The organism is Aminomonas paucivorans DSM 12260, from assembly GCF_000165795.1.
GTDB classification, from domain to species: Bacteria; Synergistota; Synergistia; order Synergistales; family Synergistaceae; genus Aminomonas; species Aminomonas paucivorans.
In genome coordinates, this window is sequence record NZ_CM001022.1 from 1,678,026 (window position 1) to 1,694,825 (window position 16,800).

The 16,800-nt window shown below is 66.9% G+C and carries 15 protein-coding genes; 3 read left to right on the plus strand and 12 right to left on the minus strand.

The features are described 5' to 3' along the window. Window positions 1–28: 28 nt before the first annotated feature. The 4 genes from glsA to APAU_RS07925 form a co-directional block, all read right to left on the minus strand. Complete coding sequence (gene glsA, locus APAU_RS07910) at window positions 29–934, minus strand: glutaminase A (RefSeq protein WP_232207719.1); 906 nt, start codon at window positions 932–934, stop codon at window positions 29–31. An 11-nt stretch (window positions 935–945) separates the two neighbouring features. Then, window positions 946–2,331 (minus strand): hypothetical protein, encoded by a 1,386-nt coding sequence (locus APAU_RS07915; RefSeq protein ID WP_006301193.1) that lies wholly within the window; start codon window positions 2,329–2,331, stop codon window positions 946–948. 13 nt (window positions 2,332–2,344) lie between these two features. Continuing rightward, entirely contained in the window at window positions 2,345–2,725 is a 381-nt protein-coding gene (locus APAU_RS07920) for a dihydroneopterin aldolase (protein WP_006301194.1), read from the minus strand. A gap of 129 nt (window positions 2,726–2,854) precedes the next feature. Next, window positions 2,855–3,097: a glutaredoxin family protein gene (locus APAU_RS07925; protein ID WP_006301195.1), complete on the minus strand. Its 243-nt coding sequence runs from the start codon at window positions 3,095–3,097 to the stop codon at window positions 2,855–2,857. A 228-nt stretch (window positions 3,098–3,325) separates the two neighbouring features. Between APAU_RS07925 and APAU_RS07930 the strand changes: the two genes are divergently transcribed. From APAU_RS07930 to APAU_RS07940, 3 genes are read left to right on the plus strand one after another with little or no spacing between them, the layout of a single operon-like run. After that, window positions 3,326–4,171: a sulfide/dihydroorotate dehydrogenase-like FAD/NAD-binding protein gene (locus tag APAU_RS07930; protein ID WP_006301196.1), complete on the plus strand. Its 846-nt coding sequence runs from the start codon at window positions 3,326–3,328 to the stop codon at window positions 4,169–4,171. Continuing rightward, on the plus strand, window positions 4,171–5,574 hold the full coding sequence (gene gltA, locus APAU_RS07935; protein WP_006301197.1) for an NADPH-dependent glutamate synthase: 1,404 nt from the start codon (window positions 4,171–4,173) through the stop codon (window positions 5,572–5,574). The genes APAU_RS07930 and gltA overlap by 1 nt, the downstream gene beginning before the upstream one ends. 13 nt (window positions 5,575–5,587) lie before the next feature. Beyond that, window positions 5,588–5,806, plus strand: coding sequence for a hypothetical protein (locus APAU_RS07940; protein WP_006301198.1), 219 nt, complete (start codon window positions 5,588–5,590; stop codon window positions 5,804–5,806). An 86-nt stretch (window positions 5,807–5,892) separates the two neighbouring features. On the opposite strand, the gene fusA is transcribed toward APAU_RS07940, so the two are convergent. The 8 genes from fusA to APAU_RS07980 all read right to left on the minus strand — a co-directional run bounded on the left by fusA (window position 5,893) and on the right by APAU_RS07980 (window position 16,790). Then, window positions 5,893–7,986 (minus strand): elongation factor G, encoded by a 2,094-nt coding sequence (gene fusA, locus APAU_RS07945; protein WP_006301199.1) that lies wholly within the window; start codon window positions 7,984–7,986, stop codon window positions 5,893–5,895. Window positions 7,987–8,110: 124 nt separating this feature from the next. Continuing rightward, entirely contained in the window at window positions 8,111–9,571 is a 1,461-nt protein-coding gene (gene gatB / locus APAU_RS07950) for an Asp-tRNA(Asn)/Glu-tRNA(Gln) amidotransferase subunit GatB (protein WP_006301200.1), read from the minus strand. Beyond that, window positions 9,568–11,043 (minus strand): Asp-tRNA(Asn)/Glu-tRNA(Gln) amidotransferase subunit GatA, encoded by a 1,476-nt coding sequence (gatA, locus tag APAU_RS07955; protein WP_006301201.1) that lies wholly within the window; start codon window positions 11,041–11,043, stop codon window positions 9,568–9,570. Before gatA ends, gatB begins: the two co-directional genes overlap by 4 nt. Continuing rightward, window positions 11,043–11,339, minus strand: a complete 297-nt coding sequence (gene gatC / locus APAU_RS07960; RefSeq protein ID WP_006301202.1) for an Asp-tRNA(Asn)/Glu-tRNA(Gln) amidotransferase subunit GatC — start codon at window positions 11,337–11,339, stop codon at window positions 11,043–11,045. Before gatC ends, gatA begins: the two co-directional genes overlap by 1 nt. Next, window positions 11,336–13,426 (minus strand): NAD-dependent DNA ligase LigA, encoded by a 2,091-nt coding sequence (gene ligA, locus APAU_RS07965; RefSeq protein ID WP_006301203.1) that lies wholly within the window; start codon window positions 13,424–13,426, stop codon window positions 11,336–11,338. Before ligA ends, gatC begins: the two co-directional genes overlap by 4 nt. Window positions 13,427–13,431: 5 nt before the next feature. Then, the gene (gene lysS, locus APAU_RS07970) at window positions 13,432–14,943 is read right to left on the minus strand and encodes a lysine--tRNA ligase (protein ID WP_006301212.1); all 1,512 of its coding nucleotides are present in this window, start codon (window positions 14,941–14,943) and stop codon (window positions 13,432–13,434) included. 60 nt (window positions 14,944–15,003) lie between these two features. Beyond that, window positions 15,004–16,026, minus strand: a complete 1,023-nt coding sequence (locus APAU_RS07975; RefSeq protein WP_006301213.1) for a tRNA dihydrouridine synthase — start codon at window positions 16,024–16,026, stop codon at window positions 15,004–15,006. Beyond that, the gene (locus APAU_RS07980) at window positions 16,023–16,790 is read right to left on the minus strand and encodes a type III pantothenate kinase (RefSeq protein WP_006301214.1); all 768 of its coding nucleotides are present in this window, start codon (window positions 16,788–16,790) and stop codon (window positions 16,023–16,025) included. Before APAU_RS07980 ends, APAU_RS07975 begins: the two co-directional genes overlap by 4 nt. Window positions 16,791–16,800: the final 10 nt, after the last annotated feature.

Consider the following 16,800-nt stretch of genomic DNA (forward strand, 5'->3'; position numbering starts at 1 on the left):
TCACCTAAACAGAACTGTCAACACACCCTCACAGCACCCGGAGGGAGAGTTCCTGGGATAGGCGTTCCAGGATTCGGACTCCCCCGAGGGAGTTGCCTTTCGGGTCCAGCGCGGGGCCGAAGACCCCGATGCCATACCTCATGGGAACGGCGGCCACGATGCCCCCCCCTACCCCGCTCTTGGCGGGGAACCCCACACGCACCGCGAACTCTCCCGATCCGTCGTACAGACCACAGGTAGCCATGAGGGCCCGAAGGATCCGACAGACCCGGGGAGCCAACACCCGCTCTCCCGTGAAGGGGTTCACGCCCCCGGAAGCGAGGGTGACCCCCAGAACGGCCAGGTCCTTGGCGGTGACCCGGAGGCTGCACTGCCGGAAATAGCTGTCCAGCAGGTCCTCGATGTCCCCCTCCAGGGCCCCCACGCTCCGGAGAAAGTAGGCCAACGCTCGATTCCGGTCGCTGGTCTGCTTTTCCGAAAGGTACACCGCCTCGTCCGCGTCCAGGTCCGGGTTTCCCAGCAGCCGCCGCGCCAAGGCTCGCACCGCCAGAAACCTCTCCACCCCGTCCCCGTAGGGGAGCAAGGACAGGGTCACGATGGCCCCCGCGTTGATCAGCGGATTCTGGGGACGGTGGGGAGCCACCATTTCCAGACGCATGATGGAATTGAAGGGGTCCGCCGTGGGGTCCACCCCCACTCGGGAGAAGACCCTCTCCTCCCCCAACTCCGTCAAAGCCAGCCCCAAGGAGACCACCTTGGAAATGGACTGCATGGTGAAGGGAGTCTCCGCATCCCCCGCAGCCCAGAGATCCCCCTGCATGGAAACCTGTGCCACCCCCAACAGCTCCGGACTCTGTTTGCCCAATTCGGGGATGTAGGTCGCCACCTGCCCCTTGAGGGCCTCAGGTCGGACCTCCTCGACGATGCTCCTCAAGGCCCCTTCGATCACTCCGTCACCTCCGCGTCTTCCCCGAGGGGGCCCTCAAGGGTTTCTCCGTCGATCCGGGCGAACCACTCCTGCGCCTCCACGGCGTGCTCCTCGAATCCCTTTCGCCCCATGAGCCCGTAGGTGTAGCGTTTTCCCTGTTCCACGCCGGGCTGGTCGAAGGGGTTCAGATCCATCATCCGCCCTACCATCGCGGTGAGGACCTCGTAGAAGTAGACCAGCTGTCCGAGGGAACGGGCGTCCAATCGCTCCATGTCGATCCAGACCAAAGGGCGCCCCCGGCTCGCCAACGCGGCGGCGGTGGCCCGGGCCTCCCGGGAGAGCATCTCCCCGAGCCCCCGGCCGCCCAGGTAGCTCAGCCCCCGTAGCGGTTCGTCCACCACCTGCGGGAGGAGGAGATCCTCCTCGCCGCCCACGTGCAGGAAGGTGGCAAACTTGTCGTCCGGTCCGTCCACGTACAACTGCACCTGGGAGTGCTGGTCGATGGCCCCCAGGGCCCGGATGGGGGTGGTCCCCTGCCCCCCCTTGCCGAGGCTCTCCGCCCAAAGCTGGGCGTACCACTCCGCAAACCGCTCCAGTCGGCTGGAGTAAGGGAAGAACACCGCCATGGGGCGCCCCTGGCGCTCGTGGTAGCGGTGCAGCGCCGCCAGCCGCAGGGCAGGGTTTATCCTCCTGTCCGAGCACCCCCGCAGGAAGGAGCGCATCTCCCGGGCCCCGCAGAGGAGGGCTTCCACGTCCACCCCCAGGGCAGCTGCGGAAAGAAGCCCGGAAGGGGAGAGGACGGAATAGCGTCCCCCCACATCCGAAGGGATGGGCAGGCTTCGACACCCGGTCTGGTTCACGTAGGCCCGGAAGACCCCTTCCGCCGGGTCCGTCACCAGGAGGATTCGATCTCCCACCGGTCCGTCGATGCGACACTCCATCTGTTCCTTGAACCAGAGGAACTGGGAGGTGGTCTCCGCGGTGGAACCGGACTTGCTCACCCCCACCAGAGCGGTGCGTCGATCCTTCACCCGATCCCATATCTCCCGCACCTTTGCGGGGTCCGGGTTGTCCGCCAGGTAAAAGCGAAGGGGGCCTCTCTCGTTCACCGTATCCCCCAACAGGGCCTGATGAAGCATCAGGTTTCCCAGGGCGGACCCGCCGATGCCCACCTGAACCACCGCCTCGAAGGAACGAAGCCAGCCGGCGGCCTCCAGGACGTCGTCGCAGGAACGCAGGGGCAGATCTGCCCAGCCGAAACCGGCGGAACCGTCCCCCTCTGCCAGATACCAGCGGTGAGCCTCCGTCTGCAAGGGTTCGTACAGCGCAAAGGGGTCCTCCCCGGGACGGAGCACCACCCGCCCCAGGGAAGCCCCGAAGGAAAAACGAAGGAGAGGGTTCATGACCGTCGTCGCATCAGAAGTCCGAAAGGTCCTCCCGGTCCACCGTCAGCTCCACATCGGCAGATCGGATGTCACCGGGAATGAAGAGCTGCTTGCGACGGATCACCACCGTGGCAAGCTGGACCGGTTCGAAGACCTGAAGCACCCGTCGGGCGATTTCCAGGGCCAACCCTTCCAGGGCCTTGTACTTCGTGCTCATGACGACCTTCTGGACCTGTTCGAACACCGTGGCGTCCAGCACCTGGGGCTGGGTCTCGGAGGTCATGCGGGAAACCTGCACATCGTAAGCGAGGCTCAAGTCGATTTCCAGGACCTGTCCGAGTTCGCGCTCCACCTCCAAAGCTCCGTGGAAGGCATGGAAGTGCATCCCCTTGAGCGTCATCGTTGCCAACATTGCCCTCGCCTCCTTCGTTCCCTTCGTGCGAATGAGGTACCCCTTCATGATACTCAAGGAACCGCAAATGGGGAAACGGGCCCGAAAAACGGGGCCCGTTCCTCTCCTGTTGTCTTTTCCCGGGAACGCCTAGAGAAGCCCCGCTTCGCGAAGGCAGGTTTCCAAAGACCCGGGATCATACCCCACGATGAAGCGGTCTTCGATCTGTGTCACCGGGACCCCCATCTGCTTGGTTTTCTTCACCAGTTCCATGGCCGCTTCGCGATCCGCGCTCACGTCCACCTCGTCGAAGGCCACGTGCAGCGAATCCAGGTACTCCTTGACCTTCACGCACCACGGGCACGTCTTCGTGGAATAGACCTTCACCGTCAAAGGAACCCCTCCTTCTTCTTGCGGTATACCCACGCAGGGTATTATACCACGGTTTCCCCCTTCTCCAGGAAAACCAGACCGTTGATCCCCGTGGAGACAAAAGGTTGAACCACCCCACCCCAATGCGAGAATCGGGACAAACGGCTATAATCTCCCCGGTGAAGGCACCGGGCCTTCATTCAGGCATATGATTGCGCATTGCCGCAAAGGCTGCAAGGAGGGTTGGGCATGTTCGCCATCGTTTCCAAACGACGCATCGCACCCAAGGAATATGACATCTGGGTCGAAGCGCCCCGCATCGCGTCCCACGCCGCACCGGGACAATTCGTGGTGGTCAAGCCGGACGAGCACGGGGAGAGAATCCCCCTCACCATCGCCGACTTCGACCGTGAGAAGGGCCAGATTCGCCTGATCTTCCAGGTGGTGGGCAAGACCACTGCCACCATGGCTGCGCTGAAGGAAGGACAGGCGCTGCAGGACATCTCCGGCCCCTTGGGGACCCCCAGCGAAGTGGAGAACTTCGGCACCGTCCTGATGGTAGGCGGCGGGGTGGGCATCGCCGCCCTCTTCCCCATCCTCAAGGACCTGAAAAAGAAGGGGAACCGGGTCATCACGATCCTGGGAGGCCGCACCGCCGACCTGGTGATCATGAAGGACGAGTGCGCCCAGTGGTCCGATGAACTCATCATCACCACCGACGACGGCTCCGAGGGCATGAAGGGCGTGGTCACCGACGCCATGCGTGCCGTGGTGCAGCGGGGGGAGAAGGTGGACCGTTGCTGGGCCATCGGCCCCTCCATCATGATGAAGTTCGCTTCCCAAGCTGCCGTGGAACTGGGGATCCCCGTCTGGGTCTCCCTCAACCCCATCATGATCGACGGCACGGGGATGTGCGGATGCTGCCGGGTGACCGTGGACAACCAGATCCGGTTCGCCTGCGTGGACGGTCCGGAGTTCGACGGGGCCAAGGTGAACTGGGGCGAGTTTATGAACCGCCTCCGCCAGTACCGGGACGAGGAGAAAATTTCCTACGATAAGTACGCAGAGGAAGTGGGTGACCTGTCGTGGCTTTGATGGCGCCGAAGCAGAAGACTCCCATCGCGGAGCAGGACCCGAAGGAACGCTGCCACAACTTCAAGGAGGTCTGCCTGGGGTACACCCTGGAAGAGGGAATCGCCGAGGCCAAGCGCTGTCTCCAGTGCAAGACCGCCCCCTGTGTGAAGGGCTGCCCCGTGTCCATCGACATCCCCGGTTTCATCAAGGCAGTGGCGGAAGGAGACATGCCCAAGGCCGCGGAGATCATGGGCCAGTACACCAACCTCCCGGCGGTGTGCGGGCGGGTCTGTCCGCAGGAATCCCAGTGCGAGGGGGTCTGCACCCTCGGCAAGGTGCCGGGATTCGAGCCTGTGGCCATCGGGAAGCTGGAACGGCTGGTGGCGGACTGGAAGTACGAGCACACCTCCGACGCCAAGCCCCAGCTTCCTGGGGAGAAGAAGGGCCGCGTTGCGGTGATCGGCTCGGGACCTGCGGGCCTCACCGTAGCGGGGGACCTGGCGAAGAAGGGCTACGAGGTGGTGATCTACGAAGCCCTCCACGCCGCCGGAGGGGTGCTCATGTACGGCATCCCCGAGTTCCGTCTCCCCAAGAGCATCGTGCAGAAGGAGATCCAGGCGATGAAGGACCTGGGGGTGCAGGTGGAGACCAACGTGGTGGTGGGCAAGACCCTCACCATGCAGGAGATCCTGGCCCAGTTCGATGCGGCCTACATCGCCGTGGGGGCGGGGACTCCCCACTTCCAGGGCGTCCCCGGAACCACCCTCAACGGGGTCTACTCCGCCAGCGAATACCTCACCCGGATCAACCTGATGCACGCCTACGAGTTCCCCGGGTACGACACCCCCACGAAGCGCTCCAAGCGGGTGGTGGTGGTGGGAGGGGGCAACGTGGCCATGGATGCCGCCCGGTCCGCCAAGCGACTGGGGGCCGAGGAGGTCCAGGTGGTTTATCGGCGCTCCCTGAAGGAACTCCCCGCCCGGATCGAAGAGTACCACCACGCGGTGGAGGAGGGCATCGTCTTCAACTGGCTCACCAACCCGGTGGAGTACATGAACGACGGCAACGGGCAACTCTGCGGCGTGAAGTGCATCCGCATGGAGCTGGGCGAGCCCGACGCCTCGGGCCGCCGCCGTCCCGTGGCAGTAGAGGGCAGCGAGTTCGTCATCGAGGCGGACACGGCCATCGAGGCCATCGGCCAGGGGTCCAACAAGGTGCTCCTCTCCACCTTCCCGGAGCTGAACCTGAACAAGTGGGGCTACATCGTGGCGGACGAGAAGACCGGCGCCACTTCCGTCCCGGGAGTCTATGCGGGAGGGGACATCGTCACCGGGGCCGCCACGGTGATCCTGGCCATGGGGGCGGGCAAGGACGCCGCCGTGGCCATGGACGAATACATCACCAAGAAGCGGGCCTCCGCCTAGGGAGGGCCCACCCGTGACCTCCCCGACGGAACCCGCCTGGGAAGCCTTCCGCGATCGGGTGACCTCCCTGGCCTCCCTCCGGGAGGACGAGGAGTTCCTCCGCTACGTGGCGGGGGTGACGGAGCGCATGTGGTGCCATGTCCTGGAGGACGAACACCTCCAACCGGAGCAGGCGGAATCCCGCCTTTTCGGGTTCTTTCAGGAGGACCGGCGCTTCTTCACCAAATCCTGAAAGGAAACGGAACGGATCGAAAAGGGGGCGGTCCCCACAGGGACCGCCCCCTTCGTTTTACGCCCTTCGGAACCGGCAAGGGAGTCCTACTCCTCCTCCTCCGTCTTCCGTTCCGCCGCAGCGGCGGCGATGACCTTCTTCGCCGTCTCGGCGGGAACCTCCTCGTAGTGGGAGAACTCCATGGTGAAGTTGCCCCGCCCGGAGGTCATGGAGCGAAGGATGATGGCGTACCGGAACAGCTCCGAAAGGGGGCACTGGGCCTTGACGACCTGGAGTTTCCCGTTGCTGTCGATCCCGGCGATGCGGCCTCGACGGCTGTTGAAGTCCCCCATCACGTCCCCGAGGCACTCCTCGGGCACCGTGACCTCCACGTTCATGATGGGTTCCTGGAGCACCGGGGCGGCGTCCGTGAAGGCCTTCTTGAAGGCCATGGACGCAGCGATCTTGAAGGCCATTTCCGAGGAGTCCACGTCGTGGTAGGAACCGTCGAAGATGGCGCAGGAGAAGTCCACGGCGGGGTAGCCCGCCAGGACCCCCTTGGCAGCCGCCTCCCGAAGCCCCTTCTCCGCCGCGGGGATGAAGTTCTTGGGGACCACGCCCCCCACCACGCGATCCAGGAAGGTGACCCCGGAGCTCTTCTCGGCGGGAGCAAGCTCGAACCACACATCCCCATACTGGCCCCGTCCCCCGGTCTGCTTCTTGTACTTGCCCTGGGCCTTGGCGGTCTTCTTGATGGTCTCCCGGTAAGGGACCTTCGGGGTGTGGGTGTCCAGCTCCACCTTGTAGCGTTCCTTGATGCGGGAGAGGACGATGTCCAGGTGCAGGTCTCCCATGCCGGAGAAGACTGAATCCCCCGTCTCCGGGTTCTTCAGGAAGCCCAGGGTGCGGTCCTCTTCCAGGACCTTGTGCATGGCGTTGCCGAGCTTGTCCTCGTCCGCCCGGCTCTTCGGGGTGACCGCCACGCTGTACACGGGCTTGGGGAAGGCGATGGGGGGAAAGCGAAGCTCCTGTCCCTTCACGCTCAGGGTGTCTCCCACCTGGGTGCTGTCCAGCTTGGGGATCGTGAGGATGTCCCCCACGCAGATATCCTTGACCTCCTCCCCGTCCTTGCCCTTCATGAGGCGGAAGGAGCTGATACGCTCCTCCTCCCCCCGAGTGACGTTGAGGATGTTCTGGTCGCTGGTGAGCTTCCCGGAAAAGACCCGAAGGAAGGAGAGCTTGCCCACATAGGGGTCCACCATGACCTTGAAGCAGAGGGCATAGAAGGGAGCCTGGGGATCGGGAGCCACCGTCGTCTCGGCCCCTTCGCCTTTCAGGGCGGCTCGGGGGGCCATCTCCAGGGGGGAGGGCAGCACCTCCGCCACCACGTCCAGAAGCTGGCACACCCCCACGTTCAGGGTGGTGGACCCGGGAAGGACCGGAAAGACCAGCCGGCCCAGCACGGCCTTGCGCAAGGCTCCGGCGAGCTCCTCCTGGGTCAGCTCCTCCCCGTCCAGGTAGCGCATCATGAGGTCGTCGTCCGCCTCCACGATCCGCTCCACCAGGGTATCCCGGACCTTCTGCGCCTGTTCCTGCAGGTCCGAGGGCACGGGGACCTCCTCGAAGGCCTTGCTCCCGTCCGCCTTGTACTGGTAGGCCTTCCCGGAGAGGACGTCCACCAGCCCCTTGAAGGAGGCCTCCTGCCCCATGGGAAGAAACAGGGGCAGGGCCCGGTCGGAGAGGGATTCCTGGATCTCCGAAAGGGTCTTCTCGAAGTCCGCGTGCTCTCGGTCCATCTTGCTCACGAAGAAGAGGGCGGGGATCTTCAGGTCTTCCGCCTGATCCCAGGCACGCTGGGTCTGGACCTCTACCCCGTGGACGCCGCTGACCACCAGAAGGGCCGAATCCGCCACCCGGAGGGCGCAGACCTGCTCTCCCTGAAAATCCGCGAAACCCGGGGTGTCCAGGACGTACAGCGTCCGGCTCTTATGGGAAAGGGTCGTCACCGCGGTGCTGATGGAAATCTGTCTTTTGTGCTCCTCCGCATCGAAGTCCGAAACGGTGTTCTTGTCCTCCACCTTGCCCATCCGGGAGATGGCGCCCGTATCGAAAAGCATGGCCTCGGTGAGGGAGGTCTTCCCTGCCCCACCGTGCGACACGACGGCCAGCGTCCGGATATCCTCAGGTTTCCTAGTCCCCATCACTCCTGCCTCCTAGAGGAACATTCTTTCCCCGAACGACCGGGACATCTCCTTTTCGTTCGGATTGAAACACAAGTGTTATCTTACGGCAGTTCAGAAGAAGGCGTCAAATCCGCCCCCGATATTAAGCCCCACGGACCAGGTCCTGAAGGAGCGTCCCCACTTCCTGCGGGTCCGCCTGGCCACGGGCGGCCCGCATCACCAGCCCCTGGAGAAACTTGAGTTTCGCTCCCTTTTTGTCCTTTCCGGAACGGATCTCCTCCAGCACTTCCTGCTGTCCCTCCAGAACCTGACGGATCAGGGCGGACAGGGCCTCCCCGGCAAGGCGTCCCCCGATGCCCGTGCGCTTTCGCGCCTCCTCCAGGGAACACCGGTCCCGCACCATGCGATCCAGCACCGCCTTCGCGGCGGTGGCGGAAAGCTCCTTGCTCTCCGTCAGTTCCCCCAGGGCCACCACGTCGTCGGGCAGCACCGGCAGGGAGGTCAGGGGCACCCCCTCTTCCCGGGAAAGGCGCAACAGGTCCATGCGCACCCACAGGGACGCGGACTTGGGCGCCCCGCCCCGGGCGACGCAGGCTTCGAAGAACTCCGCCACCTCCCGACGCTCCGCCAGCACCGCCGCGTCCTCCGGGGACAGCCCCCAGTCCTGCTCGAACCGTCGCCGCTTCTCCCAGGGAAGCTCCGGCAGGGACAGGCGGATCTCCTCGATGCGCCGATCCTCCACCACCAGGGGCGGCAGGTCCGGATCGGGGAAGTAGCGGTAGTCGTGGGCCGCCTCCTTCTCCCGGGAGGACCGGGTCACCCCTTCCCCGTCGTCCCAATGACGGGTCTCCTGGACCACCGCCCCTCCCTCGTCCAGGATCCTCCCCTGCCGGAGAATCTCGTATTCCAGGGCCCGCTCCAGGGAGCGCAGGGAATTGAGGTTCTTGATCTCCACCTTGGTACCCAGGGAACCGTCGGGATGGGAGAGGGAGACGTTGGCGTCCGCACGGAGGGAGCCGTTTTCCATGTCCCCGTCCGAGACCCCCAGGTAGCGCACCAGCTGGCGCAGGCGCACCACGTACTCCCGGGCCTCCTGGGGGGTGGTCAGGTCGGGCTGCGACACGATCTCCATCAGGGGGACCCCCCCCCGGTTGTAGTCCACCAGGGAGAAGTCCGACCCCGCCAGCCTCCCGTCGGAGGCCCCGTGGACCAGCTTGCCCGCGTCTTCCTCCAGGTGGAGGCGTTCGATCCGGATCCGCCGCCCCCCCGCTTCGGCGGGAAGCTCCATTTCTCCGTCCCGTCCGATGGGAAGGTCGAACTGGCTGATCTGGTAGGCCTTGGGGAGATCGGGGTAGAAGTAGTTCTTCCGGTGGAAGCGGGTCCGCCCCGCCACCCGGCACCCCAGGCCGAAGGAGGTGAGCACCGCCGCTTCCACGGCGGCCCGGTTGGGCACCGGCAGGGCGCCGGGCAGGCCCAGGCAGACGGGACACACGTGGGTATTGGGCAGAGCTCCGATGTAGTCCGTGGAACAGGGGCAGAACAGCTTGCTCTTCGAGGCGACCTGCACGTGGACTTCCAGGCCGATGACCACTTGGCGGCTCATCGGGATTCCTCCTTTCCCAGGGGGGCGACGGAGGGAGCCCCGAAGGCCCGCTCCAGCATCACCCCGATGCGCACAAGGCGCTGGTCCTTGCGCCAGGGCCCCAGGATCTGCACCGCCGTGGGCAGTCCCTCGGCGATCCCCGCACAAAGCGACAGGGCGGGGAGACCCGCCAGGTTCGCGGGAAGGGTGAAGGCATCCCCCAGGTACATGCGGATGGGGTCGTCCAAGTGTTCTCCCTGCCGGAAGGCCCGGGTGGGAGCGGTGGGGGTCAGGATGGCGTCCACCTGACCGAAGACCTGGCGGAACTCCCGGACGATGGCCCGTCGGGCCTTCTGGGCCTTCAGGTAGAAGGCGTCGTAGTACCCCGAACTCAGGGCGTAGGTCCCCGTGAGGATGCGGCGCTTCACCTCCGGGCCGAAGTCCGCCCCGCGGGTCCGCAGGTACAGGTCCTCCAGGCAGGAAGCCTCCTCGGCGGATCCGTAGCGCACCCCGTCAAACCGGGCCAGGTTGGAGCTGGCCTCCGCGGGGGCCAGGATGTAGTAGCTCGCCAGGCCGTATTCCAGGGACAGGGGAAGGCGGACCTCCGAAAGCAGGGCTCCCGCATCCTGACAGTAGCGTGCCGCCAGCACCAGGGCCTTGCGGATGGGCTCCTCCACCGCCGAGTCGTCGAACCCTCCCAGAACGCCGATGCGAAGGCCCTTCAAGTTGTCCGTGTGCACCGCGTCCAGGAAACGGGGACGCTCCTCCCGACAGGAAGTGGCGTCCAGGGGGTCCGGTCGGGCGATCACGTCCATTCCCAGGGCCAGGTCCCCCACCTCCCGGGCCAGGGGGCCCACCTGATCCAGGGAGGAGGCGTAGGCCACCAGGCCGTAGCGGCTCACCAGACCATAGGTGGGCTTGAGCCCCTGGATCCCGCAGAACGCCGCGGGCTGGCGGATGGATCCCCCCGTGTCGCTCCCCAGGGCCAGGGGAGCGAATCCCGCCGCCACCCCGGCGGCGCTGCCCCCGGAGCTGCCCCCGGGAACCCGCTCCGGATCCCAGGGATTGCGGGTGGGACCGAAGGCGGAGTGTTCCGTGGAGCTTCCCATGGCGAACTCGTCCATGTTGGTCTTTCCCAGAAGGATCGCCCCCGCCTCCTTCAGGAGACGCACCGCCGTGGCGTCGTAGGGGGGCTCCCAGTCTCCCAGGATGCGGGAACCGCAGGTGGTCCGGGTTCCCACGGTGCACAGGTTGTCTTTCACCAGCACGGGGACTCCGGACAAAAGCCCCGGGTCCTCTCCCCGGGCCAGGGCCCCGTCCACCTCCCGAGCCTTTTCCAGAGCCCGATCCTCCAGCACCGTCAGACAGGCCTTCACCCGCCCGTCCAGGGAGCGGATCCGATCCAGGCAGGCCCGGGTCACCTCCAGGGCGGAAAACCGCTTTGCCGCCAAGCCCTGAGCCACCTGCCACGCCGACAGTTCGTGCAGGTCCATCACGCCGCCCCCCCGCCGATGCGGGGCACCCGGAAGAAGTCCCCCTCCCTTCGAGGGGCTCCCTCCAGGACCGCCTCGCGGCCTTCCCAGTTCCGGACCTCATCCTCCCGCAGGGGTGCGGGAGCGTCCTCCAGAAGCCCGAAGGGGTCCGTGTCCTGCACGTCCAGGGATTCCAGCTTGAGGAAATGCTCCCCGATCCGGCGGAAATGCTCCACCAGCGGTCCGATCTCCCGCTCCTCCACCCGTATCTTCGCCAGGGAAGCCACGTGCCGCACCTCCGCCTCGTTCACCTTCACGGCCTTGTCCCCTCCTCCAGGGTCTTCGGGAAAGGGGCGTCGCCCTCCCGCGTCTCTTCCGCCTCCCGCAGCAGCTCCAGGAAACGGGCCTCGTCCCATACGGGGATCCCCAGCTTTCGGGCCTTCTCCAGCTTGCTTCCCGCCCGGGCCCCCGCCACCACGGCAGTGGTCTTGCGGCTCACGCTCTCCCCGGTCTGGGCGCCCCGGGCTCGGGCTGCCTCCTGAGCCGCCTCCCGGGGACAGGACTCCAGTTCCCCCGTGAAGACCAGCTTCCACCCCGCCCAGGGAAGGCCTCCGGGGGCCTTCTCCTCCTGCGGATCCTCCATCCGGACCCCCGCCTCCCGAAGACGCCGGAGGGTCTCCCGGTTGTGTCCGTCCCGGAAAAAGGCCCGCACCGCCGCGGCCACCACGGGGCCGACGCCCTCCACCGCGGCCAGGGCCTCCTCCGAGCAGGCTTCCAGGGCCTCGAGAGATCCGAAGCGCCCCGCCAGATCCGCCGCCAGGCGATCCCCCACGTTGCGGATCCCCAGGGCGAAGAGCAGCTTTCGTAAGGGGCGGTCCTTGGCGACCTCCAGGGCTTCCTTCAGGTTGCGGGCGGAGGCGGCTCCCATGCGATCCAGGGCCGCCCAGGCGTCCTCCGTAACCAGGAAGAGATCCGCCGCGTCCCGCACCAGGCCCACGTCCACCGCCTGCTCCAGGAGCTTCTCCCCCAGGCCCCGGATGTCCAGCCCCCCCCGGGAGGCGAAGTGCCGCAGGCCTTCCTTGAGCTGGGCGGGACAGGAGCGGTTGGGACACCGCAGGGCCACCTCCCCCTCCAGACGCACCGCCTCGGAGCCGCAGGCGGGACAGGCGGAGGGGGGGACGAAGGGGCTCTCGCTGCCGTCTCGGGCTTCCCGGTCCACCCGCACCACCTCCGGGATGATCTCCCCGGCCTTGCGCACGAAGACCCGATCCCCGATCCGCACGTCCTTGCGGGCCACCTCGTCGGGGTTGTGCAGGCTCGCCCGCTGCACCACCGTGCCGGAAAGACGCACCGGCTCCAGCACCGCCGTGGGGGTGAGCACCCCCGTGCGCCCCACGGAGATCTCGATGTCCCGAACCCGGGTGGGCCGCTCCTCCGGGGGGTACTTGAAGGCGATGGCCCAGCGGGGCGCCCGGTTGGTGCTGCCCAGCGTCTCCCGGGCGGCCAGATCGTCCAGCTTCACCACCACCCCGTCGGTCTGGGCCAGGTGTTCGTGCCGCTTCTGATCCCACCGGTCCAGGAACGTGCCGATCTCCCCCGGGGAGGTGCAGCGTGCCCACTCTCCCTGGGTGGGGAAGCCCACTTCCCGGAGCCATTCCAGCAGGGCTCCCTGGGTGGTGATCCCCCGGGCGAGGGGGTCCACCACGTGGTAGAGGAAGAGGCGAAGGCGCCTCTGCGCGGTGATCCGGGGATCCAGCTGACGCAACGCCCCCGCGGCGGCGTTGCGGGGGTTGGCGAAGGGGGGTTCCCCCTCCTCCTCCCGCCGGACGTTGAGTTCCCCGAAGTCCCCCCGGGCCATGAAGACCTCCCCCCGCACCTCCAGTTCCCCGGGGACGGGGAGCGCGAGCCGCAGGGGAAGGGAACGCAGGGTCCGGAGGTTCTCCGTCACGTCCTCCCCCACTCGGCCGTCCCCCCGGGTGGCCCCCTGGACGAACCGTCCGTCCCGATAGCGCAGGGTCACCGCCAGCCCGTCGATCTTGGGCTCGCAGACCACCGGGACCTCCTCCCGTCCCAGCCCCTGCCGGAGACGCTGGAGGAACGCCGCCAGCTCCTCCCGGTCCAGGGCGTTGTCCAGGCTCTGCAGGGGCACCGGGTGGGTCACCTTGCGGAACTCCTCCTTGGGGGAGCCCCCCACCCGGCCGGTGGGAGAATCGGGGTCCGCCAGGTCCGGATGGGCCCGCTCGAGGGAGCGAAGCTCCCGCAGCAGCGCGTCGTAGGCGTCGTCGGGGAGAACCGGATCGTCCAGGACGTAGTAGCGGTGGTCGTGGAGGCGGATCTGTTCCGTCAGCTCCCGGATCCGGGACGCCGCGGCGTCCCGGTCCGGGAGGGGAGTTCCCGAGGCCATGGTTCCTAGGCCCGAGGCCTCATGGTGGGGAACAGGATGACGTCCCGGATGGACCGGGAGTCGGTGAGGAGCATCACCAGCCGGTCGATGCCGATGCCCATGCCCCCCGTGGGGGGAAGGCCGTACTCCAGGGCGTTGACGAAGTCCTCGTCGAACACGTGGGCCTCTTCGTCCCCCGCCTCCTTCTGCTTCACCTGGTCCAGGAAGCGCTCCCGCTGGTCCAGGGGGTCGTTGAGCTCGCTGAAGGCGTTGGCCACCTCGGACCCGTTGATGAACAGCTCGAAGCGGTCGGTGATGTCCGGGTTGGCGGCGTTGCGCTTCGACAGAGGGGAGATCACCGTGGGGTGTCCCATGACGAAGGTGGGCTGGATCAGCTTGTCCTCCACGTAGGCGTCAAAGAACTCCGGCAGGAGATGGTACTTGGTCTCGTAGCCCTTCAGCTCCGAAACCACCTTGTTCTTCAGCGCCAGGTCCCGGGCTTCCTGGTCCGACAGGGCATCGAAGTCGATGCCCGTGTGCTCCTTCACCAGGTCCATCATGGAGGCCCGCCGGAAGGGAGGCTCGAAGGAGATCTCCGTGCCCTGGTAGGTCACCGTCCGAGACCCCACCTCGTCGGCGCAGGCCACCAGGATCTCCTCGCAGAGGTCCATCATGTCCTCGTAGTTGGCGTAGGACCAGTAGACCTCCATGGCGGTGAACTCCGGGTTGTGCTTCAGGTCGATGCCCTCGTTGCGGAAGTTGGGACCGATCTCGTAGACCCGGCCGAACATCCCCACGATGAGGCGCTTCAGGTACAGCTCCGTGGCGATACGCAGGTACATGGGAATCCCCAGGGCGTTGTGGAAGGTGACGAAGGGACGGGCATTGGCCCCCCCCGCCAGGGGGGAGAGGATGGGGGTGCCCACCTCCAGGGTGTCGTGGGCCTCCAGGACCCGGCGGAAGGTCTGGATGATCCGGGTGCGCTTGCGGAAGGTGTCCCGCACCTCCGGGTTGGCGATGAGGTCCACGTAGCGCTGCCGGTAACGCACCTCCTGGTCCTTCAGGCCGTGCCACTTTTCCGGCAGGGGGCGCAGGGCCTTGGAGAGGAGGGTGAACTGGGACACCTTCAGGGAAAGCTCCCCCCTCTGGGTGCGGAAGGGACGTCCGGCCACCCCCAGGAGGTCTCCCGTGTCCACCCACTTCTTGAAGAACGTGTAGGCCTTCTCCCCCAGCTCGTCGAACTGGAAGTACATCTGGAGGCGATGGTGCTCGTCCTCCAGGGTGGCGAAGGCCGCCTTGCCGTGGCGCCGGAGGGTCATCACCCGACCGGCGGTGACGATGGTCTCCTCTCCCCCTTCGTCCGCCTGAAGCCCCTCGAAGGCGGAGCGAACGTATCCCAGGGTGTGCTTCCGGTCAAACCGATCCACCAGGTAGGGGTCGTACCCCTCCTCGGTGCGCAGCCGGGCGAGCTTGTCCTTCCTCTGGCGGAAGATCTCCTCCTCGGGCATCTGGGCGGGTTCCAACATTTCGTCGACCATTGCGGGCGGGTCTCCTTTCGATCGTGTGTCGCACCATTCCCCGGAAGGGGACAGAGTACATTATCCTTCAATGCGGGGAGGTCGGTCCAGTTCTTCCCGGTCCGGCCATTCCTGGATCTGCTTTCGCAGGGAGGCCCAATCCCGGGTGAGCACCGCCCGGTGGCGCCGTTCCGCCGCGCCGTGCCCCCCCCGGAACCACCCCGCCACCATGCGTTTGGCCAAAAGGAGGGCGGTGCGTTCCCCCTCCCGGAGAAACAGATCGTCCCCCAGCTCCAGCAGGGCCTCCCGGGGATTCCGGCGGCCTTCTCCTCCCAGGGGGAGGGGAAACCCCAGCTCCTCCAGGATGCGGGGCACCAGGAGAGGGTCCTTGAGGAGCCCCCGAGCCACCAGGACGGAGGCGCACCCCCCCTCCAGGTACGCCCGAGCGTCCTCGGGGGTGAAGAGGTCCCCCGAGGCCCCCAGGAGTCCCGGGTAGAGCCGGGCCAGGGCACAGACGGCGTCCCGGTCGGCGGTGCCTTCGTAGCGCTGTCCCGGGGTGCGGCCGTGGACCAGGAGGAACGCCGCCCCCGCATCCAGGAGAGCCTCGCAGAACCGGGCCGTGGCGGTCGCCGCCCCTCCCGGGAGCAGGCGCACCTTGACCCACAGGGGAACCCCCAGGGCGGCGCAGCTGCGCACCGCCCGCACAGCCTCGTCGGGCCGCTCCAGCAGGGCCGCTCCCGCACCCTTCCGGGCCACCTTGGGCATGGGACAGGCCATGTTGATCTCCAGGGCCTGGAAGGGGTGGACGGCCAGGGTCAACCGGGCCCCTTCCGCCAGGGAGGGGGCATCGGGCCCGAAGAGCTGCGCGGCCAGGGGGCCCTCCCCCTCCAGGACCGTCAGGAGTTCTCGGGTCTTCTTCCCACGATAGGCAAGGCCCAGGGCGCTCACCATCTCCGTGTGGGCCAGCCCCGCCCCCAGGCGCCGGTGGAACCGCCGCAGGGCCGGGACGGTGATCCCCGCCAGGGGGGCCAGCCAGACCGGGTTGTCCACCTCCACCCCCCCCAGGGAGCGGGGAAAGGAAGCGGGAAAAGACGGAGGGATCATCGGGAGGCGTTGCGCTGGTGGAGGAGCCGAAGCCCCTTGAGGGTCAGCCAGGGGTCGACGTGCAGGAGGGTGCGGGAATGCTTCGCCAGGATCGCCGCGTGTCCTCCCGTGGCCACCACGGGACAACGGGTTCCCAGTTCGTCGAACACCCGCTCCACCAGGGCGTCGATGAGCCCTGCGTAGCCGTAGACGATGCCCGAACGGATGGACTCCAGGGTGGACCTGCCGATGACGCTCTTGGGAGCCTCCAGGCTCACCTGGGGCAGCTTCGCGGTCCGGGAGAAAAGGGTTTCCATGCTCACCACCAGTCCCGGGGCAATGGCCCCCCCCAGGTAGGCCCCGTCCCGGTCCACCACGTCCAGGGTGATGGCGGTGCCCAGATCTACCAGAGCCAGGGGGCATCCGTACTCCGCCACCCCTGCCACGGCGTTCACCAGCCGATCCGCCCCCACTTCCTGGGGCACCCCGTAGCGCACCTCCATGCCCAGGTCCAGGGCCGTGGACACCACCAGGGGATCCAGGGAACCGTAACGGGACAGGGCCTCTTTCCAGGGTTCCTCCAGGGACGGGACCACGCTGGAGAGGATGGCTCCGCCGAAGTCCCGGGGGGTCCAATCCCGGGAGCGGAGCAGGTTCAGCAGCAGCAGCCCCAGCTCGTCGGCGGTGCGCCGCTCCGAGACCAGACGCCAATGCCCCAGGAGTTCCGCCTCCCGAAAGACCCCGATCACCGTGTTCGTGTTGCCGATATCCACCACCAGGAGCAAGGGGTTCCCT